This is a genomic window from Streptomyces sp. NPDC031132 (assembly GCF_055570595.1).
Window position 1 is genome coordinate 110,349 of the sequence record NZ_JBVIGX010000002.1, and the last position, 23,493, is coordinate 133,841.

General features: G+C 72.8%; 18 protein-coding genes. 6 read left to right on the forward strand and 12 right to left on the reverse strand.

All coding sequences use genetic code 11. The features are described 5' to 3' along the window. Nucleotides 1–16 precede the first annotated feature (16 nt). From murG to rsmH, 9 genes are all read right to left on the reverse strand, one after another. Nucleotides 17–1,111: an undecaprenyldiphospho-muramoylpentapeptide beta-N-acetylglucosaminyltransferase gene (gene murG / locus ACZ49B_RS03530; RefSeq protein WP_468300024.1), complete on the reverse strand. Its 1,095-nt coding sequence runs from the start codon at nucleotides 1,109–1,111 to the stop codon at nucleotides 17–19. Between the two features lie 6 nt (nucleotides 1,112–1,117). Next, complete coding sequence (gene ftsW / locus ACZ49B_RS03535; RefSeq protein WP_468300026.1) at nucleotides 1,118–2,533, reverse strand: putative lipid II flippase FtsW; 1,416 nt, start codon at nucleotides 2,531–2,533, stop codon at nucleotides 1,118–1,120. A gap of 79 nt (nucleotides 2,534–2,612) precedes the next feature. Beyond that, a complete protein-coding gene (gene murD, locus ACZ49B_RS03540; RefSeq protein WP_468300028.1) occupies nucleotides 2,613–4,040 on the reverse strand; it encodes a UDP-N-acetylmuramoyl-L-alanine--D-glutamate ligase in 1,428 nt (475 codons plus the stop codon). Then, nucleotides 4,022–5,092 (reverse strand): phospho-N-acetylmuramoyl-pentapeptide-transferase, encoded by a 1,071-nt coding sequence (mraY, locus tag ACZ49B_RS03545; protein ID WP_099893131.1) that lies wholly within the window; start codon nucleotides 5,090–5,092, stop codon nucleotides 4,022–4,024. Before mraY ends, murD begins: the two co-directional genes overlap by 19 nt. Beyond that, the gene (locus tag ACZ49B_RS03550; RefSeq protein WP_468300031.1) at nucleotides 5,089–6,513 is read right to left on the reverse strand and encodes a UDP-N-acetylmuramoyl-tripeptide--D-alanyl-D-alanine ligase; all 1,425 of its coding nucleotides are present in this window, start codon (nucleotides 6,511–6,513) and stop codon (nucleotides 5,089–5,091) included. The genes mraY and ACZ49B_RS03550 overlap by 4 nt, the downstream gene beginning before the upstream one ends. Then, nucleotides 6,510–8,225: a UDP-N-acetylmuramoyl-L-alanyl-D-glutamate--2,6-diaminopimelate ligase gene (locus ACZ49B_RS03555; protein ID WP_468300033.1), complete on the reverse strand. Its 1,716-nt coding sequence runs from the start codon at nucleotides 8,223–8,225 to the stop codon at nucleotides 6,510–6,512. Before ACZ49B_RS03555 ends, ACZ49B_RS03550 begins: the two co-directional genes overlap by 4 nt. Before the next feature lie 46 nt (nucleotides 8,226–8,271). Next, a complete protein-coding gene (locus tag ACZ49B_RS03560) occupies nucleotides 8,272–10,281 on the reverse strand; it encodes a peptidoglycan D,D-transpeptidase FtsI family protein (protein ID WP_468300035.1) in 2,010 nt (669 codons plus the stop codon). Between the two features lie 303 nt (nucleotides 10,282–10,584). Continuing rightward, nucleotides 10,585–11,235, reverse strand: coding sequence for a cell division protein FtsL (ftsL, locus tag ACZ49B_RS03565; protein WP_468300037.1), 651 nt, complete (start codon nucleotides 11,233–11,235; stop codon nucleotides 10,585–10,587). Continuing rightward, nucleotides 11,232–12,161: a 16S rRNA (cytosine(1402)-N(4))-methyltransferase RsmH gene (rsmH, locus tag ACZ49B_RS03570; RefSeq protein WP_030291891.1), complete on the reverse strand. Its 930-nt coding sequence runs from the start codon at nucleotides 12,159–12,161 to the stop codon at nucleotides 11,232–11,234. The genes ftsL and rsmH overlap by 4 nt, the downstream gene beginning before the upstream one ends. A gap of 310 nt (nucleotides 12,162–12,471) precedes the next feature. Between rsmH and ACZ49B_RS03575 the strand changes: the two genes are divergently transcribed. The 4 genes from ACZ49B_RS03575 to ACZ49B_RS03590 all read left to right on the forward strand — a co-directional run bounded on the left by ACZ49B_RS03575 (nucleotide 12,472) and on the right by ACZ49B_RS03590 (nucleotide 18,028). Beyond that, the gene (locus ACZ49B_RS03575; RefSeq protein ID WP_468300039.1) at nucleotides 12,472–13,086 is read left to right on the forward strand and encodes a beta-class carbonic anhydrase; all 615 of its coding nucleotides are present in this window, start codon (nucleotides 12,472–12,474) and stop codon (nucleotides 13,084–13,086) included. A gap of 135 nt (nucleotides 13,087–13,221) precedes the next feature. Continuing rightward, nucleotides 13,222–14,232: an AAA family ATPase gene (locus ACZ49B_RS03580; RefSeq protein WP_468300041.1), complete on the forward strand. Its 1,011-nt coding sequence runs from the start codon at nucleotides 13,222–13,224 to the stop codon at nucleotides 14,230–14,232. Beyond that, entirely contained in the window at nucleotides 14,232–15,596 is a 1,365-nt protein-coding gene (locus ACZ49B_RS03585; RefSeq protein WP_468300043.1) for a DUF58 domain-containing protein, read from the forward strand. The genes ACZ49B_RS03580 and ACZ49B_RS03585 overlap by 1 nt, the downstream gene beginning before the upstream one ends. Beyond that, the gene (locus tag ACZ49B_RS03590; protein WP_468300045.1) at nucleotides 15,593–18,028 is read left to right on the forward strand and encodes a transglutaminase TgpA family protein; all 2,436 of its coding nucleotides are present in this window, start codon (nucleotides 15,593–15,595) and stop codon (nucleotides 18,026–18,028) included. Before ACZ49B_RS03585 ends, ACZ49B_RS03590 begins: the two co-directional genes overlap by 4 nt. 362 nt (nucleotides 18,029–18,390) lie before the next feature. On the opposite strand, the gene ACZ49B_RS03595 is transcribed toward ACZ49B_RS03590, so the two are convergent. From ACZ49B_RS03595 to ACZ49B_RS03605, 3 genes are read right to left on the reverse strand one after another with little or no spacing between them, the layout of a single operon-like run. Next, entirely contained in the window at nucleotides 18,391–19,017 is a 627-nt protein-coding gene (locus ACZ49B_RS03595; protein ID WP_468300047.1) for a TetR/AcrR family transcriptional regulator, read from the reverse strand. A gap of 29 nt (nucleotides 19,018–19,046) precedes the next feature. Then, entirely contained in the window at nucleotides 19,047–21,134 is a 2,088-nt protein-coding gene (locus tag ACZ49B_RS03600; protein ID WP_468300049.1) for a YhgE/Pip family protein, read from the reverse strand. Then, nucleotides 21,106–21,954, reverse strand: a complete 849-nt coding sequence (locus tag ACZ49B_RS03605) for an ATP-binding cassette domain-containing protein (RefSeq protein WP_468300051.1) — start codon at nucleotides 21,952–21,954, stop codon at nucleotides 21,106–21,108. The genes ACZ49B_RS03600 and ACZ49B_RS03605 overlap by 29 nt, the downstream gene beginning before the upstream one ends. A gap of 194 nt (nucleotides 21,955–22,148) precedes the next feature. Here ACZ49B_RS03605 and ACZ49B_RS03610 point away from each other — a divergent pair, with 194 nt between their 5' ends. Continuing rightward, nucleotides 22,149–22,640 (forward strand): SAV_6107 family HEPN domain-containing protein, encoded by a 492-nt coding sequence (locus tag ACZ49B_RS03610; protein ID WP_468300053.1) that lies wholly within the window; start codon nucleotides 22,149–22,151, stop codon nucleotides 22,638–22,640. Between the two features lie 88 nt (nucleotides 22,641–22,728). Further along, nucleotides 22,729–23,487, forward strand: a complete 759-nt coding sequence (locus ACZ49B_RS03615; protein ID WP_468300055.1) for a class I SAM-dependent methyltransferase — start codon at nucleotides 22,729–22,731, stop codon at nucleotides 23,485–23,487. Nucleotides 23,488–23,493 lie beyond the last annotated feature (6 nt).

Here is a 23,493-nt window from a genome sequence, read left to right on the forward strand (position 1 = left end):
TCCTGTGCCTCCTGCGCTAGCGGTTCCTGTGGGCGGCGATCGCCTCGTACACCATCCCGACGAGCAGCTCGTCGGCGTCCCGGCGGCCGAACTCGCCGGCGGCGCGGGACATCTCGTACAGGCGGTGCGGGTCGGCGAGCACCGGGAGGACCTGGCTGAGCACCCACTCGGGCGTCAGTTCCGCGTCGTCGACGAGCAGGCCGCCGCCGGCCTTGACCACCGGCTGTGCGTTGAGCCGCTGTTCGCCGTTGCCGATCGGCAGCGGGACGTACGCGGCCGGCAGCCCGACGGCGGAGAGTTCGGCGACGGTCATCGCGCCCGCGCGGCACAGCATCATGTCGGCGGCGGCGTACGCGAGATCCATCCGGTCCACGTACGGTACCGGCACATACGGCGGCATCCCGGGCATGTTGTCGACACGCGGCAGTTCGTTCTTCGGGCCGACCGCGTGCAGGATCTGGATCCCGGAGCGCTGGAGGGTCGGAGCGACCTGCTGGATGGTCTCGTTGAGGCGGCGGGCGCCCTGCGAGCCGCCGGAGACCAGCAGGGTCGGCAGGTTGGGGTCCAGGCCGAAGGCGGCGCGCGCCTCCGGGCGGACCGCGGCCCGGTCCAGGGTCGAGATGCTGCGGCGCAGCGGGATGCCCACGTAGCGGGCGCCGCGCAGCTTGCTGTCGGGGGTGGAGACCGCGACGGCGTGCGCGTAGCGGGAACCGATCTTGTTGGCCAGTCCCGGCCGGGCGTTGGCCTCGTGGACGATGATCGGCACCCCGAGCCGCTTGGCGGCGAGGTAGCCGGGCAGGGCCACGTAGCCGCCGAAGCCGACGACGCAGTCGGCCTTGGTGCGCTCCAGGATCTCCTCTGCGGCCTTGATCGTGCCGCGCAGCCGTCCGGGGACGGTGATCAGCTCGGGAGTGGGCTTGCGGGGCAGCGGGACGGCCGGGATCAGCCCCAGCTCATAGCCGCGCTCGGGCACGAGGCGGGTTTCGAGCCCGCGCTCCGTGCCGAGGGCGGTGATGCCCACGGAAGGGTCCTGCCTGCGCAGGGCGTCCGCGAGGGCGAGCGCCGGCTCGATGTGGCCGGCGGTCCCCCCACCGGCGAGTACGACATGCACCGAAATTCACCGCTCTCCGGACGGACGCCTCTTGACGCTCCGTCTCATCGACTTCCATCTCTGCCCGGTCCGCTTCCAGCCGGTCTTCGGCTGGCGCATCGCGAGCGCCGCGCGCGCCGCCGGCTCCTCCCGCGCGAAGGCGATGAGCAGTCCGACCGCGAACATCGTCGGCAGCAGCGCGGACCCCCCGTACGAGAACAGCGGGAGCGGGACTCCGGCGATCGGCAGCAGACCGAGCACCGCACCGATGTTGATCACGGCCTGGGCCGTGATCCAGGTGGTCACGCCTCCCGCGGCATACCGTACGAAGGAGTCCTCCGTGCGTCCGGCCACGCGGATACCCGCATAGCCTAGAGCCGCGAACAGGGCGAGTACCGACAGCGTCCCTGCCAGACCCAGTTCCTCCCCGGTGATGGCGAAGATGAAGTCGGTATGGGCTTCGGGCAGTTGCCCCCATTTTTCCACACTGGCACCCAAACCGGAACCGAACCATCCACCGGATGCGAGGGCGTAGATCCCGTGCACGGCCTGCCAGCACAGGTCGCCCCGGCCGGGGTCCGTCGCGCCGATGCAGGCGAGCCGGTCCATCCGGTGCGGGCTGGTCTTGATCAGCAGTGCGACGATCACACCCGCGAACGCCAGTACCGCGACGAACATCCGCGTCGGGGCTCCGGCCAGCCACAGCAGGCCGAACAGGATGGCCCCGAGGATCATCGCGGTGCCCATGTCCCCGCCCAGCATGATCAGCCCGAGCAGCAGGAAGGCCACCGGGACCAGCGGCACCAGCAGGTGCTTCCACTGGCTCAGCAGCTCCTTGTCGCCCTTGCGGGCCAGCAGGTCGGCGCCCCAGAGGATCAGTGCCAGCTTGCCGAACTCACTGGGCTGGAGCATGAACGGACCGCCAAGGGAGATCCAATTCTGGTTGCCGTTGATCGCCACCCCTATCCCGGGGACCTGGACCAGGACCATCAGGAACAAGGTTCCTGCGAGCACGGGATAGGACAGCGCCCGGTGCAGTTTGACCGGCATCCGGGAGGCGACCAGCAGCAGCCCGGTACCGATCAGGGCGGCCAGGAACTGCTTCTTGAAGAAGTACGCGTCTCCCAGGCCCAGCTGGAGCGCTTTGATCATCGAGGCCGAGTAGACCATCACCAGGCCGAGCACGGTGATGAGCAGCGAGCTGCCGAAAATCAGGTAATACGCGGTGAGGGGCCGGTCCCAGGCCTTGCGCAGCTGCCGCTGCGTACGCCGGACGCTCTCCAGCGGCCCGCGCCCGGCGGGCCGCCGCACGCCCACCGCCGGACGCCTGCGGCCCTGCGCCTTGATCGTCCTGGCGGACCTCGCGGGCTTCGCGTCCTTGACGGACTTGACGGCCTTCGCGGCGGACGGCCGCCGCCCGGGCAGCACTTGCTTGGCCGGCATGTGTGACCTTCCCCTCCACTCGTACGGGGCGAGCAGCCGGTCGGGGAGGACTCGCGGCCTGGGAACGGACCGGCCGGGCCTACGCGCTCTCGGCGGCCAGTTCGCGCACCGCGTCCGCGAATGCGTCCCCGCGCTTGTTGTAGTTCGCGAACATGTCCATCGAGGCACAGGCCGGTGCCAGCAGAACCGTGTCGCCGGGCTCTGCGAGCCGGGCCGCTTCCCGGACCGCTGCGAGCATCGCCCCAGTGTCGGTCCGCTCGAGGTCGACGACCGGGACCTCGGGGGCGTGTCGCGCCAGCGCCTCGGCGATCAGCGCCCGGTCGGCGCCGATCAGCACCACGCCGCGCAGCTGCTTGGCCGACTTCCGGACGAGCTCGTCGAAGGTCGCGCCCTTGGCGAGGCCGCCGGCGATCCACACGACGGGCTCGAAGGCGGCCAGGGAGGCCTCGGCGGCGTGCGTGTTGGTGGCCTTGGAGTCGTCGATGTACGTGACCTCGGCGACCTCGTCCACGTACGCGACGCGGTGCGCGTCGGGGCGGAAGTTGCGCAGCCCGTCGCGGACCGCGCGCGGCGCGACGCCGAAGGCGCGGGCCAGGGCCGCCGCGGCGAGCGCGTTGGCGATGTTGTGCGGGGCCGGCGGGTTGACGTCCTTGACCTCGGCGAGCTCCTGGGCGTTCTTCTGCCGGTTCTCGACGAAGGCGCGGTCGACGAGGATGCCGTCGACGACGCCGAGCATGGAGGGGCCGGGGGCGCCGAGGGTGAAGCCGATCGCCCGGCAGCCCTCCTCGACGTCCGCCTCGACGACCAGGGCCTCGGTCGCGGGGTCGGCGACGTTGTAGACGCAGGCCACCGTGTTGCCCTCGTAGATGCGGCCCTTGTCGGCGGCGTACGCCTCCATCGAGCCGTGCCAGTCGAGGTGGTCGGGGGCCAGGTTGAGCACGGCCGCCGAATGGGCGCGCAGCGAGGGCGCCCAGTGCAGCTGGTAGCTGGAGAGTTCGACGGCGAGTACGTCGTACTTCTCCTCGCCGAGCACCACGTCGATGATCGGGGTGCCGATGTTGCCGACGGCGGCGGTCTTCAGGCCCGCGGCCTTCAGGATCGACGCGAGCATCTGGGTGGTGGTGGTCTTGCCGTTCGTACCGGTGATCGCCAGCCACGGGGCGGAGTCCGGGCCGCGCAGCTGCCAGGCGATCTCGACATCGCCCACGACCTCCACGCCGGCCGCCGCGGCGGCCGCGAAGAGCGGGCTGTCCGGCTTCCAGCCGGGCGAAGTGACGACCAGGTCGGTGCCCTGGGGCAGCGTCTCGGCGTCCGCGAGCCGTACGGAGATGCCCAGCTCTCCGAGTTCGGCGGCCCGGGCCCGGTGGCCCTCGCTGTCGCCGCCGTCCACCACGGTCACCGATGCGCCGAGGCCGGCCAGGGCGCGGGCGGCGCTGATGCCGCTCACGCCGAGACCGGCGACGGTGATGTTCTTGCCCTGCCAGGACGTCACTTGTCCGCTGCCCATCCCGCGTAGAAGAGTCCGAGACCCACGATCACGCACATGCCCTGGATGATCCAGAACCGGACCACCACCAGGACCTCGGACCACCCCTTCAGTTCGAAGTGGTGCTGCAGCGGGGCCATCCGGAAGACGCGCTTCCCGGTGAGCTTGAAGGAGCCGACCTGGATGACGACCGACATGGTGATGAGGACGAAGAGGCCGCCGAGGAGGGCGATCAGGAACTCCGTGCGGGAGCAGATCGCGAGACCGGCGAGGGCGCCGCCGAGGGCCAGCGAGCCGGTGTCACCCATGAAGATCTTGGCGGGCGAGGTGTTCCACCACAGGAAGCCGAAGCAGGCGCCCATCAGCGCGGAGGCGACGATCGCGAGGTCCAGCGGATCTCGTACCTCGAAGCATGCGTTGGGGTTCGTCAGGGTCTGCGCATTGGCGCACGACTCCTGGAACTGCCAGACGCCGATGAACGTGTAGGCGCCGAAGACCATCACCGCGGCGCCGGTGGCCAGGCCGTCCAGACCGTCCGTCAGGTTCACGCCGTTGGACATCGCCAGGATCATGAACAGCGCCCAGACCACGAACAGCACCGGGCCGATCGACCAGCCGAAGTCCGTGACGAACGACAGCTTGGTCGAGGCCGGGGCGTTGCCGCGGGCGTCCTTGAACTGCAGCGCGAGCACCGCGAAGGCGATGCCGACGATCAGCTGGCCGGCCATCTTGGCCTTGGCCCGCAGACCGAGCGACCGTCGCTTGACGATCTTGATGTAGTCGTCGAGGTAGCCGACGAGGCCCATGCCGGCCATCAGGAAGAGCACCAGCACGCCGGAGAACGTGGGCTGACTGCCCGTGATCACCTTCGTCAGGGCGTACGCGATGATCGTCGCCAGGATGAAGGAGATGCCGCCCATGGTGGGCGTGCCCTTCTTCCCGGCGTGGCCGCGGGGGCCGTCGTCGCGGATGAACTGGCCGTAGCCCTTGCGGGCCAGCAGCTTGATCAGCAGCGGCGTGCCGACCACGGTCAGGAACATGCCGATGACACCGGCGAACAGGATCTGCCTCATCGGTCGGCGACCTCGCCCCCGCCGGCCAGCAGCGCCAGAGCGACCCGCTCCAGGCCGACCGACCTGGAAGCCTTCACCAGCACGACGTCACCCGGGCGCAGTTCACTGCGCAACAGGTCGATCGCCGCCTGCGCGTCGGACACGACCACCGACTCCTCACCCCACGAACCCTCGTTATATGCGCCCAGTTGCAGCCAGGACGCTTCCCTGCCCCCGACTGCGACGAGCTTGCTCACGTTGAGCCGGACGGCAAGCCGTCCCACCGCATCGTGCTCGGCCAACGATGCGTCCCCGAGCTCGGCCATGGGACCGAGCACCGCCCACGTACGTCCCCCGTCGGCCCTGGCGGCGCCGCCCATCGCGGCAAGCGCGCGCAGAGCGGCCCGCATGGACTCGGGATTCGCGTTGTAGGCGTCGTTGACGATCGTCACGCCGTCCGCCCGCTCGGTGACCTCCATCCGCCACCGGGACAAGGTGCCCGCCTCGGAGAGCGCGGTGGCGATCTCCTCCACGGACATGCCCAGTACATGGGCGACGGCGGCCGCGGCGAGCGCGTTCGACACGTGGTGCTCACCGTACAGGCGCAAGGTCACTTCGCCGCACCCGGTGGGTGTGTGGAGTGTGAAGGAGGGTTGTCCCGCCGGTGTCATACGGACTTCGGTGGCCCGTACGTCGGCGTCGTCGGCCTCGCCGAAGAGCACCGTACGGGCCTTCGTCCGGGCGGACATCGCGCGCACCAGCGGGTCGTCGGCGTTGAGGACGGCGATTCCGCCCTCGGCCGCGGACGGCAGGGCCTCGACCAGCTCGCCCTTGGCCCGGGCGATCTGCTCGCGGCCACCGAACTCGCCGATGTGGGCGGTCCCGACGTTGAGGACGAGTCCGATGCGCGGCGGGGTCAGGCCGGTGAGGTAGGCGATGTGCCCGATGCCGCGGGCGCCCATCTCCAGCACCAGGTGCCGGGTTTCCTCCGTGGCGCGCAGCGCGGTGAGCGGCAGGCCGATCTCGTTGTTGAGGGAGCCCGGGGTCCACACGGTGGGTGCGTGGGCCTGGAGCACCTGGGCGATGAGGTCCTTGGTGGAGGTCTTGCCGGCGGAGCCGGTCAGGGCCACCACGTCGGTGCCGAGGCGCTCGACGACGGCGCGGGCGAGGGCGCCGAGGGCCTTCTCGACATCGGCGACGACGATCGCGGGGACGCCGACGGGCCGGGCGGCGAGGACGGCCGCGGCTCCGGAGGCGACCGCGCGCTCGGCGTAGTCGTGGCCGTCGACGTGCTCGCCGGCGAAGGCGGCGAACAGGCTGCCGGCCTCCACGTGGCGGGAGTCGATGACGACGGGCCCGGTGATCCGCACGGACGGATCCGGTATGTCGTGGGGCCGCCCGCCGGTGATGTCGGCGATCTCGGCGAGGGAAAGGGCGATCACTGGTTCACCTCGGCCTGTGGGACGTTGCTGCCTTGCTGGCGTTCGATCGCGGCGCGGAGCACCGCGCGGTCGTCGAAGGGACGTACGACGCCCGCGGTGTCCTGGCCCTGCTCGTGGCCCTTGCCGGCCACGAGCACCGTGTCGCCGGGCTCGGCCCGGGCGACGGCGGCGGCGATGGCCGCGGCGCGGTCGGCGTCGACGAGGACCGTGCCGCGCTCTTCGGCGGGTACGGAGACGGCGCCCTCGAACATCGCGGCGAGGATCGCGAGGGGGTCCTCGGAGCGCGGGTTGTCGGAGGTCAGCACGGCGGTGTCGGCGAACCGGGCTGCCGCGGCGCCCATCGGGGCGCGCTTGGTGGTGTCGCGGTCGCCGCCGCAGCCGAGCACGATGTGCAGCCGGCCGGTGGTGACCTCGCGCAGCGCACGCAGCACCGATTCGACGGCGTCCGTCTTGTGCGCGTAGTCGACGACGGCGAGGTACGGCTGGCCCGCGTCCACCCGCTCCAGCCGGCCGGGGACCCCGGGGACCGCGGCGACGCCGTCGGCGGCGGTCTGCGGGTCGAGGCCGGCGGCGGCGAGCGTGACGATCGCGGCGACGGTGTTGGCGACGTTGAACGGGCCGGGCAGCGGAGCCGTGGCCCGTACGCGCTGCCCCTCCGGGCCGACCAGGGTCAGCGTGGAGTCCATGTGCCCGAACACCACGTCCTCGGCGCGCCAGTCGGCGGCCGCATCGCCCGCGGCGGAGAACGAGACCACCGGGATCGCGGCCTCCTTGGCGAGGCGGCGGCCGTACTCGTCGTCGATGTTGACCACCCCGAGGCGGGCGCGGCGCTCGGTGAAGAGCTGCGCCTTGGCCTGGAAGTAGTCCTCCATGTCGGAGTGGAACTCCATGTGCTCCGGGCTCAGGTTGTTGAAGACGGCGACGTCGAAGACGCATCCGTCGACCCGGCCGAGCACCAGGGCGTGGCTGGAGACCTCCATGGCGACGGCCTCGACCCCGCGTTCGCGCATGACCGCGAACAGGGCCTGGAGGTCGGTGGCCTCGGGGGTGGTGCGCTCCGACTTGATGCGCTCGTCGCCGATGCGCATCTCGACGGTGCCGACCAGCCCGGTGCTGCGTCCGGCGCCGCGCAGACCGCCCTCGACGAGGTATGCCGTGGTGGTCTTGCCGGAGGTGCCGGTGATGCCGATCTGGAGCAGGCCCTCGCCGGGGCGGCCGTAGATCGCGGCGGCGAGCTCGCCCATCCGGCCGCGCGGGCCGTCGACGGCGAGGACCGGCAGTCCGGTCGCCGCCGCGCGCTCGGCACCCGCCGGATCGGTCAGCACGGCCGCGGCGCCGAGTGCGGCCGCCTGGGCCGCGAAGTCGGCGCCGTGCAGCTTGGCGCCGGGCAGGGCCGCGTACAGGTCGCCGGGGCGCACGGCACGGGAGTCGTGCGTGATCCCGGTGATCTGCGGGGGCTCCGCCGCGCCGGCTGCGCCGGGGGCTTCGATGCCCAGCAGCGCGGCCAGCTCGCCCAGGGGCGTCGGGCGGGCGGCCTGGGGCCGGGGCGCTCCCGGCGGCGTTGCCGGGGCGTCTTTCTGGGTGGTTCTGGGCTGATCAGCGTGGGGCACGGCGGTGAGCGTACCGGGCGCGGCGGGCCGCTCGCGAAGTGAGGGCCCGGCCGTGCCACCGGCGTCCGTCGGGTTCCCGGGTTTCGGGGTGATCGTTGTCACTGATGGTGCCTCACGGATTTCTGGCGGGCCGGTGGGGCGGCCCGGGTCACTGGCCGGGCTGCGGGGCGGGCTGGGGGGTGGGCTGTGCGGCGGGCTGGGGGCCGGCGTCGAAGGTGACCGGGAGCCCGGCGGGGGCGCCTCCGGTCGGGGCGACCTGGAGGGTCTTGAGCGCGAACTCCATGACCTTCTTGTAGATCGGGCCGCAGATCTGACCGCCGAAGTAGCTGCCCTTGGTGGGGTTCTGGATGGCGCAGTAGACGGTGATCCGCGGGCTGTCGGCCGGCGCGAAGCCGGCGAAGGAGGCGGTGTAGCCCTTGTAGCGGCCGGTGGCCGGATCCACCCGGTTGGAGGTGCCGGTCTTGCCGCCGACCCGGTAGCCGGGGATGCGGGCCTTGGTGCCGGTGCCCTCTTGGTCGTCGACGACCGACTCGAGCATCTCGGACAGCGTCTTGGCGGTCTCCGGGCTGATCACGCGGGTCTGCTCGGGGGCCGGGGCCGGGGTGAAGCGGCCGTCGGGGCCCTTGGTGCCGCGGATCAGGGTGGGCGCGATCCGGACTCCGCCGTTGGCGATCGTCGAGTACACGGAGGCCGCCTGCATGGCGTTGAGGGAGAGGCCCTGGCCGAAAGGGATCGTGTACTGCTGGGAGGTGGACCAGGCCTCGGGCCGGGCGAGGATGCCGCGGGACTCGCCCGGGTAGTTCAGGCCGGTGGGCTGCCCGATGCCGAACTTGTTCAGGTAGGAGTACAGGACCCGGTTGGCCTCGGGCTGGGTGGCGCCGAGCTGGCCGGTGGCCAGGATGGTGCCGATGTTGGAGGACTTGGCGAGGACCCCGTTGAGGGTCAGGTACCAGGTCGGGTGGTCGATGTCGTCCTTGAACAGCCGGTCGCCGCGGTGCAGCCGGTTGGGCACCTCGACGTGGGTCCCGGGGGTGGCCTTCTTCTCCTCGAGCACGGCGGCCATCGACATCACCTTGGCGGTGGAGCCGGGCTCGTACACGTCCTGGAGGGCCGCGTTGCCCATGGCGGCGGAGCTGGCCTTCGACAGGTCGTTGGGGTCGAAGCCGGGGGCGTTGGCCATGGCCAGCACCTCGCCGGTGCGGGTGTCCTGGACGATGACGTAGCCGCGGTCGGCCTCGGACTTGGCGACCTGCTCGGTGATGGCGCTCTGCGCCGCCCACTGGATGTCGCGGTCGATGGTCAGCTCGATGTCCTCGCCGGGTACGGCGGGCTTCTCGCTGGACCCGGCCGTGGGCACGCGGCGGCCGCCGGACTGGGCATACGTGATGGCGCCGTCCTTGCCGGCCAGCTTCTTGTCGAGGGAGGACTCGAGACCGCCGGCCCCCTTGCCCTCGGCGTTGACGTAACCCAGTATCCCGGCGGCCAGGTCCCCGCCCGGGTACACGCGCTTGCTGCTGTCCTCGTTGAACACGCCGGCGAGGACGTTGGCGCCGGGGCCGTTGTTCTTCTTGTCGGCGGCGGCCTTGTCGGCGAAGACCCGCTTGAGGTCCTTGATCTGGTTCCAGACCTGGGGGGTCTGGCGGCGGGCGAGGACGACGTAGCGGGTGTTCTTGGTCTTCAAGCGGGCGGCGAGCTCTTTGGCGTCCTTGCCGAGGATCGGCGCGAGGAGGGCGGCGGCCTGCTCGGGGGCGTCCGGGGCCTTGCTGTCCTGCGGGGTGAACATCTTCGGGTCGGCGGTGATGTCGTACGCGTCGACGCTGGTCGCGAGCGCGACGCCCTTGCGGTCGGTGATCTCGCCGCGCTCGGCGGCCAGGGTGTAGCTCGCGAAGCGGTTCTCGGAGGCCTTGGCGGAGTACGCGGAGGCGTCGACGGCCTGCACCTGGAGCAGCCGCACGACGAAGGCGAGCATGACGAGGGTCAGCCCGACGCTGACGAGGCGCAGGCGGGGCTTGGGGCTACCGAGGCGGATGGTGTGCGGCCGCCTCGCGGGGGCGGGCCGCCGGGTCGCGGGCCGCGAATTGGCCCGCGCCCGCTCGCCGCCGCCGGGCCGCGCCCGCCCGGGCCCGGGCACCCGCCGCCGCCCGTCCTGGCCCCTCACGCCACCACCCCACGGGCCTGTACCGCCGCCGGGGCCGTCTGGGACCCGGTGGGCCGGGTCGCCCGGGCGGCTTCAGCCCCGGCGGCGATCGAGGCGCGGGGGTGCGGGGGCAGGCCCCCGCCTGCGGCGGCGCACCCGTGCGGGGTCCGGGCGGAGCCCGGGGAACGGGGGAAGGGCGGGTGGGGGAAGGCCCCGCGCAGCGGCAGCCCGTCGGGCCCGGCAGGGGCCGGCGATCCGGTGCGGGGGGAAGGTCCCGCCGGGGGTACCCCCGGCGGGAGCGGGGGGAGGGTCCGCGTCACGACGTCACCTTCCGGGGGTCGGGTTGGACTGAGGGGCTCCGCCCGGTGCGGACTGGCCGGTCTGCGGTGCACCCGCCGGGCCGCCGGCCGGGGCGGAGCCCGGGGTGTCGGCCGGGCCGCCGACGGAGCCGCCCGGCTGGGCGGAGCCGGGGGCGCCGCTCGGGCCGGAGCCTTGAGCCCCACCCGGGGCGGAGCCCTGGGGGCCGCCCGAGGCAGAGCCGGGAGCGCCGGACGGGGCGCCCGGGGCCGAGCCGGGAGCGCCGGACGGGGCCGGGCCCGGGGCGGCGGACTGGGTCGGGGGCGGGGGCGGGACCTCCGCTGCTGCCGCCGTGCCCGTGACCTTGCCGTCCGGGCCGATGAAGACCGGGCTGCCCCCCGGGACCAGGCCCAGTTCGTGCGCCCGCCGCTGCAACGCGTCGGGCGCCGAGTACCCGTCCACGTCCCGCTGCAGGGCCTGTTCCTCGTCCGTGAGCGCGGTCGTCTCCTTCTTCAGCCTGCTCAGCTGGAAGGAGCCCTGGTTGAGCGCCGAGTTCAGGAGCAGCAGGCTGATCAGCCCGCCCGCGAGCAGCGCCACCACCAGCAGGACGAACGGCGTCCGCGCCGCCTGCCCCGGCGAGCCGCCGCGCAGCCGCCCCAGTCCCCCGGCTTTGCTCACAGCCGCGCCTCCCGGATGCGCTCGACTCCGCGGAAGCGGGCCGGAGCGGCCCGCCGGTTCTCGGCGATCTCCTCCTCCGTGGGCAGCTCCGCGCCACGGGTGAGCAGCTTCAGCTTGGGCTGGTACTTCTCCGGGACCACCGGCAGCCCGGGCGGGGCCGTCGAGGCCGCGCCCGCCGCGAAGACCTGCTTGACGAGCCGGTCCTCCAGCGAGTGGTAGGAGAGCACCGCGATCCGGCCGCCCACCGCGATCCGGTCCACCGCGGCCGGGATCGCCCGCTCCAGACCGGACAGTTCGCCGTTGACCTCGATCCGCAGCGCCTGGAAGGTCCGCTTGGCCGGGTTGCCGCCCGTCCGCTTCGCCGCCTGCGGCAGCGCGTCCCGGATCAGCTCGACCAGCCGCGCACTGTTGCTGAAGGGCTCCTTCTCCCGCTCGCGCACGATCGCCGACACGATCCGCTTGGCCTGCTTCTCCTCGCCGTACTGGCGCAGGATCCGTACCAGCTCGCCGGGCGCGTACGTGTTGAGGACCTCCGCCGCGCTGATGCCGGTCGTCTGGTCCATCCGCATGTCCAGCGGCGCGTCCTGCGCGTACGCGAACCCGCGGTCGGCCTCGTCCAGCTGCATGGAGGAGACGCCCAGGTCGAAGAGGATGCCCTGGACGGCCGGGATGCCCAGGCCGTCGAGGACCTCGGCGAGATCGGCGTAGATCGCGTGGACCAGGGTGGCCCGGTCGCCGAACGGGGCGAGCCGCTCGCCGGAGAGCCGCAGGGCCTCCTTGTCGCGGTCGAGGCCGATCAGGTGCGCCTCGGGGAACCGGGTCAGCAGGGCCTCGCTGTGGCCGCCGAGGCCGAGGGTGCAGTCGACGACGACGGCCCCGGGCCTCTCCAGCGCCGGGGCCAACAGGTCCAGGCACCGCTGGAGCATCACCGGGACATGTCGGGACTCGCTAGTCAAAGCGCCCTCTCAGATAACGGCGCGGCAGGCATACGCCGCGCCGCGCACGCGGAGTGTTACTGGCGACGCCGGGCGCTGTTGCTCCCCAGGTCGTATGGACCGGGCGGCCGGTGAGGGCCGGGCTCCGGCCGGTTCGCGTCACTTTAGTGCAACGGTCGCCGCGGTCAACGAACCGCCCCGCGCGCCGTGCACCCCTCTCGTACGGAAGCCCCAAAAGCCGCGAATCACCCGAACGGCCGCCCTCACCTCACCCCTGTGGGTTAGCTCACAACAAGGGCGGTTGACCTTCTTTGTCCCCTCTCACTCCATGCCTTTACCTGCGGTGACCACTAACGTCGTATGCATGACGACTTCCGCATCCCTGCCCGCAGAGTCCGCCCCCCAGGCATCCAGCGGCGGCTCCGTCACGGACCGGCTGGTGGCCGCGAACCGGCAGTACGCCGCGCAGTTCACGGACCCGGGCATGGACGCCCGCCCCGTGCTGCACGTGGCCGTGGTGGCCTGTATGGACGCCCGCCTCGACCTGCACAAGGCCCTCGGACTCGAGCTCGGCGACTGCCACACGATCCGCAACGCGGGCGGCGTGGTCACCGACGACACCATCCGCTCCCTCACCATCAGCCAGCGTGCCCTCGGCACCCGCACGGTGATACTGATCCACCACACCGGATGCGGTCTCGAAAGCCTGACCGAGGACTTCCGGCACGAGCTCGAGGACGAGGTCGGCCAGCGCCCCGCCTGGGCCGTCGAGGCCTTCCGGGACGTGGACCAGGACGTCCGCCAGTCCATGCAGCGGGTCCGGACGAACCCCTTCCTGCCGCACCGCGACGATGTGCGAGGCTTCGTCTTCGACGTGCACACCGGACTCCTGAGGGAGATCGATCCCGCCTCGTGAGTGACACAAGGCCACAACGCCGTCAAGAATGCGGGAAGACGCCGCCCGGAAACCCGTCCGGGCCGGCGTCCGTGTCGGGGTGGGCCGGAGTGCGCCGAGGGCGTCGGCCCTGCAGAAAGGGCCGAGGAGAACCAGGTGACGACGTATGACGACCGAGCGAGTCTCGCGGATCTGACGAGCACCGCGGAGCGGGTGCGCCGCTCGGTCGAGAGCGTGATCGAGGGCAAGCCCGAGGTCGTACGCATCGCGCTGACCGTGCTGCTCGCCGAGGGGCACCTGCTCATCGAGGACGTCCCGGGCGTGGGCAAGACCATGCTCGCCAAGACGCTCGCGAAGTCCATCGACTGCTCGGTGCAGCGCATCCAGTTCACGCCGGACCTGCTGCCCTCCGACATCACCGGTGTCAGCATCTACGACCAGCAGCGCCGCGAGTTCGAGTTCAAGCCGGGCGCGATCTTCGCGCAGATCGTCATCGGCGACGAGATCAACCGCGCCTCGCCGAAGACGCAGTCCGCGCTGCTGGAGTCGATGGAAGAGCGTCAGGTCACCATCGACGGCACGACCTACACGCTGCCGAGCCCGTTCATGGTGGTCGCCACCCAGAACCCGGTGGAGATGGAGGGCACCTACCCCCTCCCCGAGGCCCAGCGCGACCGCTTCATGGCCCGCGTCTCCGTCGGCTACCCGAGCCCCGAGGCCGAGCTCCAGATGCTCGACGTGCACGGCGGGATCTCCCCGCTCGACGACCTCCAGGCCGTCGCGCACGCCCACGACATCGTCAAGCTGATAGAGGCCGTGCGCGAGGTCTACGTCGCCGAGCCCGTCCGCCGCTACGTCGTCGACCTGGTCGCCGCCACCCGCAGCCACCCGGACCTGCGCCTGGGCGCCTCGCCCCGCGCCACCCTCCACCTGCTGCGCGCCGTGAAGGCCTCGGCCGCCCTGTCCGGCCGGGAGTACGTGCTGCCCGACGACGTGCAGTCGCTGGCCGCCCCCGTCCTCGCGCACCGTCTGCTGCCCACCGCGCAGGCCCAGCTCAACCGGCGCACCGCCGAGCAGGTCGTCCACGACATCCTCCAGCGCACCCCCGTCCCCGCCGCGCACGTCCGCGGCGAGATGCCGCCCGGCGCGGGCATCCGGAGCTTCTGATGAGCGCCGGTGCCCCGCGCGGCGCCGGCGGCGAAGGCCGGGGCGCGTCCGGCGGCCTGCGCGCCTCGCTGGCGGGGCTGACCACCCGCGGCCGGTCCTTCCTGGCCGCCGGGGTCGCCGCCGCCCTGTGCGCGTACGTACTCGGCCAGGGCGAACTGCTCCGGGTCGGGCTGCTGCTCGCCGTGCTGCCGCTGGTCTGCGTCCTCGCCCTGCACCGCACCCGGCACCGGGTCTCCGGCAGCCGCCGGCTGACCCCGATGCGGGTGGCCGCGGGCTCCGAGGCCCGGGTCCAGCTGCGCATGGAGAACGTCTCCCGGCTGCCCACCGGATTGCTGATGCTCCAGGACCGGGTGCCCTACGTCCTTGGCCCCCGGCCCCGCTTCGTCCTGGACCGGGTCGAGCCCGGCGGGCGCCGCGAGGTGTCCTACCGGGTCCGCTCCGACCTGCGCGGCCGCTACCCGCTGGGCCCGCTCCAGCTGCGGCTGACCGACCCCTTCGGGCTGGTCGAGCTGACCCGCTCGTTCAGTACGTACGACACCCTCACCGTCATCCCGCGCACCGAGGTGCTGCCCCCGGTCCGGCTGACCGGCGAGACCTCCGGCTACGGCGACGGCAGCCGCCGCTCGCTGGCCCTGGCCGGCGACGACGACGTGATCCCGCGCGGCTACCGGCGCGGCGACGACCTGCGCCGGGTGCACTGGCGCTCCACCGCCCGCTACGGCGAGCTGATGGTGCGCCGCGAGGAGCAGCCGCAGCGCAGCAAAGCAACGGTCCTGCTGGACACCCGCGGCATCGCCTTCGAGGGCGCCGGACCGGACTCCGCGTTCGAGTGGGCGGTGTCCGGGGCGGCCTCGTCCCTGGTGCACCTGCTCGAACAGGGGTTCTCGGTACGGCTGCTGACGGACACCGGGACCTCGGTGCCCGGAGACGGCGGCGGCTTCTCTTCCGGCGGGCAGGAGTCCGCGGAGGCGGCCGGGCTGATGATGGACACCCTCGCGGTCGTCGGGCACTCCGACGGCGCCGGCCTCTCGCGCGCGTACGACGCGGTGCGCAGCGGCGGCGCGGGCGGCGGCTTCGGCGGAGCCGGCGGTGACGGGCTCCTCATCGCCTTCTTCGGGGACCTGGACGACGTACAGACGGAACTGGCGGCCAAGATGCGCGTGCGCTGCGGCGGCGCGGTGGCCTTCGTACTGGACTCCGCGCTCTGGTCCGGGCGGCCCTCGCGCGTGGAGGCGCGGGTGCGCAGGCTGCGCGACGCGGGCTGGACGGCGCTGGCCGCACCGCCCGGGGTGGCGTTCGGGGAGCTGTGGCGGCAGGCCGGGAACGTTCCGCTCGGCACGGGTACTTCCGGAGGTTGGGGATGAGCGGGCGAGCGCGCGTGACGCTCTTCGCGATGCTGGCGACCCTGCTCACCTCGTGGTCGCTGGCCTCGCTGGTGGACACGGCGGGCTGGCTGCTGCAGGCAGCGGTGCTGCTGGCCGTGCAGAGCGGGGTGGGGGCCGGGGCCCGGCGGGTGCCGCTGGGGCGCACGCTCACCGCGGCCTCGCAGGTGCTGGTGTCGCTGCTGGTCCTGATGTTCCTGTTCGCGGGCAAGGGCGAATCCACCGGGTCCGGGCCGATGGCCTACCTGGTGACGGACTTCGGCGCCCTGTTCCGGCGGGGCGTCCTGGACGTGGGCGAGTTCGCGATCCCGGCGCCGCTGACGGACGGCATCCGGCTGCTCCTGCTGGCCGGGGTGCTGCTGATCGGGCTGCTGGTGGACCTGCTGGCGGTGACCCTGCGGACCGCCGCGGCGGCCGGGCTGCCGCTGCTCGCGCTGTACTCGGTCGCCGCGGGTCTCTCCGGCGGCGCCGGGGCCTCCGCGGTCTCCTTCCTGCTGGCGGGCTGCGGCTACCTGTTGCTGCTGCTGGCCGAGGGCCGCGACCGGCTCGCGCAGTGGGGCCGGGTCTTCGGCGGGGCCCCGAGCGGGCGGGTGTCGGCGGCCTCGGGGTACGGGGGCGGCGGCGCGGGCACGGGCCAGGCGCTGGCCCCCGTACGCACGGGGCGGCGGATCGGCGCGGTGGCGCTGGGGATCGCCCTGGCGGTGCCGGCGGCGCTGCCCGCGCTCGGCGGCGGGCTGCTGGGCGCGCAGGGCGAGGCCGAGGGCGGCGGCTCCGGCGTCGGCGGGACGATCTCGGCGGTCAACCCGCTGGTCTCCCTGCAGGGCAGCCTGAACGCGCAGGACAACCGGGTCGTGCTGAAGTACCGCACGGACAGCCCGCAGCTCGGCGAGCAGTACCTGCGGATCCTGGCACTGGACGAGTTCAACGGCGTCAAGTGGGAGGCCTCCGGGCGCGCCCTGACCGACGTGCCGGAGCGGCTGCCGGCCCCGCCGGGGCTGAGCGAGCAGGTCCGGGCGACCGGGACCGAGATACGGACGAGCATCTCGGCGGCGGACACGTACGCGCAGCGCTACCTGCCGATGCCGTACCCGGCGACGGGCGTGGACATCCCCGGCAAGTGGCGGTTCGAGCCGGTCGGCCGGACCCTGGTCGGGGACCAGCTGGGCAAGGACAAGTTCCAGAACGTCCAGGGCGCCATGTACACGGTGCGCAGCCTGCTGCTGCGGCCGACGGCGGTGGAGCTGCAGGCGGCGCCGGAGGCGAATCCGGCGATCAAGGCCGAGTACACGAAGCTTCCGGACAATCTGCCTGCCGTCGTCGCCGATACGGCCCGCCAGGTCACCAAGGGCGCGAAGGACGACTACACGCGGGCGGTGAAGCTGCAGGACTACTTCGCCGTGAACGGTGGATTCCGCTACGACACGAAGGTGGCCTCGGGTACGGGGCCGCAGGCCATCGCCCGGTTCCTCGCGGACAAGGAGGGGTTCTGCATCCACTTCGCGTTCTCGATGGCGGCGATGTCGCGCTCGCTCGGGATCCCGGCGCGGGTGGCGGTGGGGTTCACGCCCGGCGAGAAGCAGTCCGACGGCAGCGTGAACGTGTCGATGCGGGACGCGCACGCGTGGCCCGAGCTCTACTTCGAGGGCGTGGGCTGGACCCGGTTCGAGCCGACGCCGCGCCAGGGCATCACGATCCCGGACTACTCCCGGGCCGAGGCCCCGGCGGCCCAGCCGTCCGCGCCGGCGCCGCTGCCCTCGCAGGGTGCGGCGCAGCCGTCGGCGGCGCCGTCGAAGGCCGAGGACTGCCCGCCGGAGCTGAGGAAGCTGGGTGAGTGCGGGGCTGCGGCGGCGCAGCAGAACGCGGGTTCGGGCGGCAGCGGCCCGTCGCTGGCCACGGTCCTGACGTGGACCCTGTCGCTGGGGGTCGTACTGGCCCTTCCCCTGCTGCCCCTGCTGTGGCGCCGGCGGGTCCGTGCACGCCGACTGTCGGGCGGGGCGGTGCTGCCGGCCTGGCAGGAGCTGGGCGACGCGGCCTGGGACGTGGGCATCGCCCCGGACGAGGCGCTGTCGCCGCGGCGCGCGGCGGGCCGTGTGGTGGTACTGGGCCGGCTGGAGCGGGACGCGGCGGATGCGGTGCACCGGGTTGCGGGGGCGGTGGAGCGGGCACTGTACGCCCCGCCCGGCGCGGACGTCTCGTACGAGACCCTGGCGGCGGACGTCCTGCTGGCCCGCGCGGCCCTCCTCGGCTCGGTGAGCCGCGGGTCGCGGCTGCGCGCGCTGCTCCTCCCCCGCTCGGCGATCCGCCTCCGCTGGTCGGCGTCGGCCCGCTGGTCGGCCCTCAAGGCCCGCACGGCACCCCCGCTGGCCCGAGCCACGACCCTCCTCTCCCGCCTCCCCCTCCGGAGCCGCGGCTAGGGCCTGTCTTTCGGATCGCCCGGCATGATCCGAAAGACGCCCCCTAGGGTGCGGCGCCCCCGCAACGGCGACAGCGCGGCGAGGCTCGATCCCCCCGAGCCCCGCCGCGCTGCGTTGCGCCCCCGCTCACGGCGAAGGTACCCGGCCCGCACCGGCCGCCCCGTGTCGGCGGTCCGGGCCGGGTCCCCGTCCGTTGTCCCCAGTCTGGCGTCCGCGCAGGTGGGGGCCCATCCGCCCGCGTACTCATTTCCGCACCTAGGTACACGTACTCAGGCGGCGCCGGCGCCACCAGTTCTACGCCGTCCCGCCCCACCACGGCACCGCCGATCGGGGGGCATCAGACCCCCGCCCGCCCCGCGCCGTCAGCGGTTTCCGCTGACCCGGCCCCGCAGCAGCAGCGACAGCGCCGAGTGGACGTCGTCCAGCGACCGCTCGCTCTGGAACGACTGCCAGTCCAGCGCAGCCACCAGCACCATGCCCACCATCGCGGCAGCAGTCAGCGGCACGTCGATCTCCGCGCTGAGCTCCCCCCGCTCCACACCCTCCCGCAGCACCGTCTCCACGACGGCCACCGCCTCCTGCCGGACCACCATCAGCGTGGACTGCCACGCCCGGTTCGTCCGCCACAGTTCGGCGACGTACAGCTGGGTGAAGGCCGGGTACCGGTCGATGAAGACGAGGCCGGCCCGGATCATCGCGTCGAGCGCCTCGACCCGGCTGCCGCCGCGCTGCTCCGTCTCCTCGGCCGCGGTGCGCAGCGAGGCCGTCAGCAGGCCGACGCCGTGCCGCAGCAGCTCCTCGAAGAGTTCGTTCTTGCTCGCGAAGTTGTAGTAGACGGTGCCCTTCGCGACGCCCGCCCGCTCGGCGATCTCGTCGACCGTGGTCGCGGAGAATCCCTGTTCGGCGATGAGCGTGACGGCCGCCTCGTAGAGCTTCTGGCGCGTCGCCTGCCGGCGGCTGCCGGCGGTACGGGTGCTGCTGGTGTCCATGGCGCTGATTCTCACAGGTCAACCGATCTCTACAGGCTCAGTTCCGGGTGCAGCCGGTCCATCGTCCACACCTGCTTGCCGCGGGCGGCCAGCGTGGTGAGGAGCAGGGAGCCCGCCGTGAAGGCCACCAGGACCGCGCAGCCCACCCAGACCCGGGTGAGGTCGCCGCCGGAGATGAGGCGGCGCAGTCCCTCGACGATGTACGTCATCGGCAGGTACGGGTGGATCCAGTTGAAGAACGCGGGACTGGTCTCAACGGGGTAGGTGCCGCCCGCCGAGGTGAGCTGCAGCATCAGCACCACGAGGACCAGGATGCGCCCGGCCGCCCCGAACTTCGCGTTGAGCCACTGGACCATCGCCGCGAAGCAGCCGGTGGCCAGCGCGAGGAAGCCGATGGCCAGGGCGGGGTGTGCCATCTCCAGGCCGAGGGCCCAGTGGAGTACGGACATCAGCGCGAGCACCTGCAGGACGCCGATGCCCACCACGGGCAACCACCCGGCGAAGGCGATCCGCCAGGGCGAGGCGCCGGCGGCCAGGGCGCGCCGGTTCAGCGGGGCGATGAGCATGTACGCGACCATCGCGCCGACCCAGAGGGACAGCGGGATGAAGTACGGCGCGAAGCCGGTGCCGTAGTTGGGCGCCTTGTGCAGGGACTGGTTGGCGAGCTTCACCGGGTCGGCCATGACCTGGGTGCGGGCGTCGCGCTGCTGCTGGTCGTAGTCCGGGATCTTGCCGACTCCGTCGTGCAGGCCGCCGGCGAGTTCGCCGGTGCCGTCGACGAGCTTGTACATGCCGCCGTCGAGGCGGTGGGCCCCGTCGCCGAGCTTGCCGACGCCCTCCCCGAGGGCCTCGGAGCCGTCGGCGGCCTTGCCCAGGCCGGTGTGGAGCTGGGTCATGCCGGTGGCGACCTTGTGGGCGCCGGTGTTGAGGGCGTTGGCGTCGGCGACGGCCTGGTCGAGCCTGCCGGAGAGGGAGGGGGCACCCGCGGCGAGCTTGCGGGCCTGCTTCTCCAGGTCGGTGAGCTGCTTGCGCAGGTCGGCCAGATCGCCGCCCGAGTCCTTGACCAGGGTGTCGACGTCTCCGGTGAGCTGGGCGGCCCCGGCGGTGAGGTCCTTCAGCCTCTTCATGTCGGCGCAGGTGACCGGAAGGGGCTTGGCGGCGGCGCCCGTGCAGGTGCGGGTGTACGTGTCGGCGGCCAGGTCGGCGGCCTGCTTGCTGACCTTGGCTGCGGCGGGCGCCTTCTTGCTGAAGGTCTCGAGGTGGTCGTTGACGACCCGGGCGGTGTCCGCGACGAGCAGCGCGGTGTCGGCGAGCTGCTTGGGGTTGTCCAGGTAGGGGCGGACCTGGGAGGCGGTGCCGTTGATCTTGTCCGCTACCTGCTGGGTGCCGGCGGCGATGTCCTTCGTACCGGTCTCCAGCTTGCCCGCGGCCGTGTTGAGCTTCGTCAGCCCGCCGGTCAGCTCGCCGTTCTTCTCCTTCGCCGTGTCCAGTCCGTCGGCGAGCTCCTTGGCCCCCTGCTGGGCCTTGCCGGCTCCGTCCTTGAGCTGGTCGGCTCCGTCGGCGGCCTCGGCGGTCTTGTCGTGGAGGTCGGAGAAGGAGACGAAGATCTTGTCGAGGAAGCCGCGGGAGGCGTTGGTGGACGCCGCGGAGCGGACCTCGGAGAAGACGGTGCGCGAGATCGACCCGACGATGTAGTTGTTCGCGTCGTTCGTACGGACCTGCAGGGCGCTGGTGGTGGGGTCGTCACCCGCACTGGAGGTGATCTTCGTGCTGAAGTCGGCGGGCATGGTGAGGGAGAGGTAGTACGTCCCCTTCTCCACGCCCTCGGCCGCTTCTTCGGCGCTGACTTCGCGCCAGTCGAAGGTCTTGCTGTCGTGCAGCTTCTTGGCGATCTCGTCGCCGGCGTCCACGTGCTTGCCGTCGACGGTGGCGCCCTTGTCTGCGTTGACGAGGGCGACGGGCACCTTGTCCAGGTTGTCGTACGGGTCCCAGAAGGAGCACAGGTACAGCGCGCCGTACAGCAGCGGCAGCAGGAGCAGCGCGATGAGGGCGGCCACGGGCAGCTTCCCCCGTCCGAACCGCTTCAGCTCAAGCGCGGCGAGCTTCGGCGAGCGCATCGTCCGCCCCCTTCGTGTCGTCGTCGGTGGCCTTGGTGGCGGGCTTCGCCCCGGCCTTGTCCCCGGCCTTGTCCTCGGCCTTGTCCCCGGCCTTGTCCTCGGCCTTGCCCTCGGGTTCGGCCTGCGTGGTGCCCGTGCGCAGGACCGTCACGTCGTCCGGCGCGTCGCTGCACACCGCGAGGACGGTGGTCCCGCGGGCGGCGATGGAGCGGAGCAGGGTCCAGGCCTCGGCGCGTTCGGCGTCCGAGAGCTTGAGGTCCAGGTCGTCGAGGGCCAGCAGCCGCGGCGAGCCCAGCAGGGCGATGGCCACGGACAGCCGGACCGCCTCCAGGCGCTCCAGGTCCCGTACGGAGGTGCGCGGGCCCTTGGGCAGCCTGGCCAGGTCCAGCCCGGCGGCGGCCAGGGCGGCGTCGATCCGGGCCCGGGTGCCGGCGCGGCGCTCGCCGCGCGGGCGGAGCAGGGCGCGCACGGGGCCCTCGTAACGGCGCTGGAGCAGCGCGCCCTCGCGCAGCTGCTCGGCGACGGTGAGGGACTGGTCGAGCTCGTTGACCCCGGTGACCGGGCCGAGGGCGGCGATCCGGCGGACCGCGGTCATGTGCTTCGGCAGTCGGTGGCCGGCGATCTCGGCGTGCCCCTCGGTGGCCTTCATGCGTCCGGTGAGGGCGAGGAGCAGGCAGGTCCGGCCGCTGCCGGAGGGGCCTTCGACCGCGATGAGCGAGCCGGGCTCCGCATCGAGGCCCACTCCCCGGAACACCCAGCCGCGCGGGCCCTTGAGTCCGAAGTTCTCGGCTTTGACTGCCGCACCGTGCGGGCTGTCCACGCCGTCCCCCCTTCTTTTAGACTGACCGGTCAGTACAAATTTAACACCTTCATGTGCACCACATGCCCACAGGGGGGCAGTTGAGCGGACAGAGGGGGCAAACCAGCAGGTCAGGGCGATTGTCAGTGGTGCCCGTCACGATGGATGCAGGCACAAACACAGACACAGCAGTACGCAACGACAGGAGGTTCGTCATGGCCACACCGTCCCCGTCCCCTGTCCACCCCGTCCCGCGCAGGTCGGCAGCACCGCCGGCCGCGCTCGATCTGCTCGCCAAGGCCCGCGCCGGCCTGGCCGAGGCCGCCCGGCTGTCCCGGCCCAACGAGCGGTACGCCACCGCCCACCTCGCCGCGCTGCGCACCGCCGCGGCCGTGCTCGCCGCGCGCGGGCGGCCGGAGCCGGTCGGCGCGCGGCGCCGGCCCCGGATCCGCAGCGCGTGGGAGGTCCTGCCGGAGATAGCGCCGGAGCTGACCGAGTGGAGCGCGCTGTTCGCCTCCGGCGCCGACCGCCGGGCGCGGGCCGAGGCGGGGATACGGGATGCGGCGTCGGTCCGGGACGCGGACGATCTGGTGCGTGCCGTGGCGATGTTCCTGCGGCTGGTGGAGCGGATGCTCGCCCTCCAGCCGGTGGCTCCGACGCTGCCTCAGCCCCGGCCGGAGCGCCCGGAGTCTGCGGACGCGAGCTGAGCCGGCCGCGGTGACCGGCGGGGCATGCTCCAGGCAATAGGGTGGGGTTCGCATCTCTCACCCTTGTCGCGCCGAGGAGCCATCAGCCGTGTCGGACACTTCCCGCCCCCGTGCCTCCCTCCGCACCGCCGTGGTGTGGGAGGTCCTCAAGGAGGCGCTCGACCGCCGGGTGAAGGCGACCGGGCGGGATGTGCTGGACGTGCTGGACACCGGCGGCGGCACCGGCAAGTTCGCCGTGCCGGTGGCCCGGCTGGGCCACCGGGTGACCGTGGTCGACCCCAGCCCGAACGCGCTGTTCGGGCTGGAGCGCCGCGTCGCCGAGGCCGGTGTCGCCGACCTGGTGCGCGGTGTGCAGGGCGATGCCCAGGGCCTGCTGGACGTCGTCGAGCGCGACGCGTACGACGTGGTGCTCTGCCACGGCGTGCTCGAGTACGTGGACGACCCGGCCGAGGGAGTGGCCAACGCGGTCGCCGCCCTGCGCCCCGGCGGCACGCTCAGCCTGCTGGGCGCCGGCCTCGGCGGGGCCGTGCTGGCCCGCGCCCTCGCCGGCCACTTCACCGAGGCCCGTACGGCGCTCACCGACCCGGCCGGCCGCTGGGGCGCGGGCGACCCGGTACCGCGCCGCTTCACCGCCGAGCAGCTCACCGAGCTGGTCGGTGGAGCCGGCCTGGAGGTCGGCGCGGTGCACGGGGTCCGCGTCTTCGCCGACCTCGTCCCCGGCGTCCTGGTGGACACCGAGCCGGGTGCGGTCGAGGCGCTGCTGCGCCTGGAGGAGGCCGCCGCCGAGCTGCCTGCCTTCCACGCCGTCGCGACGCAACTGCACGTCTTGGGCGAGAAGCACGCCTGATCTGCG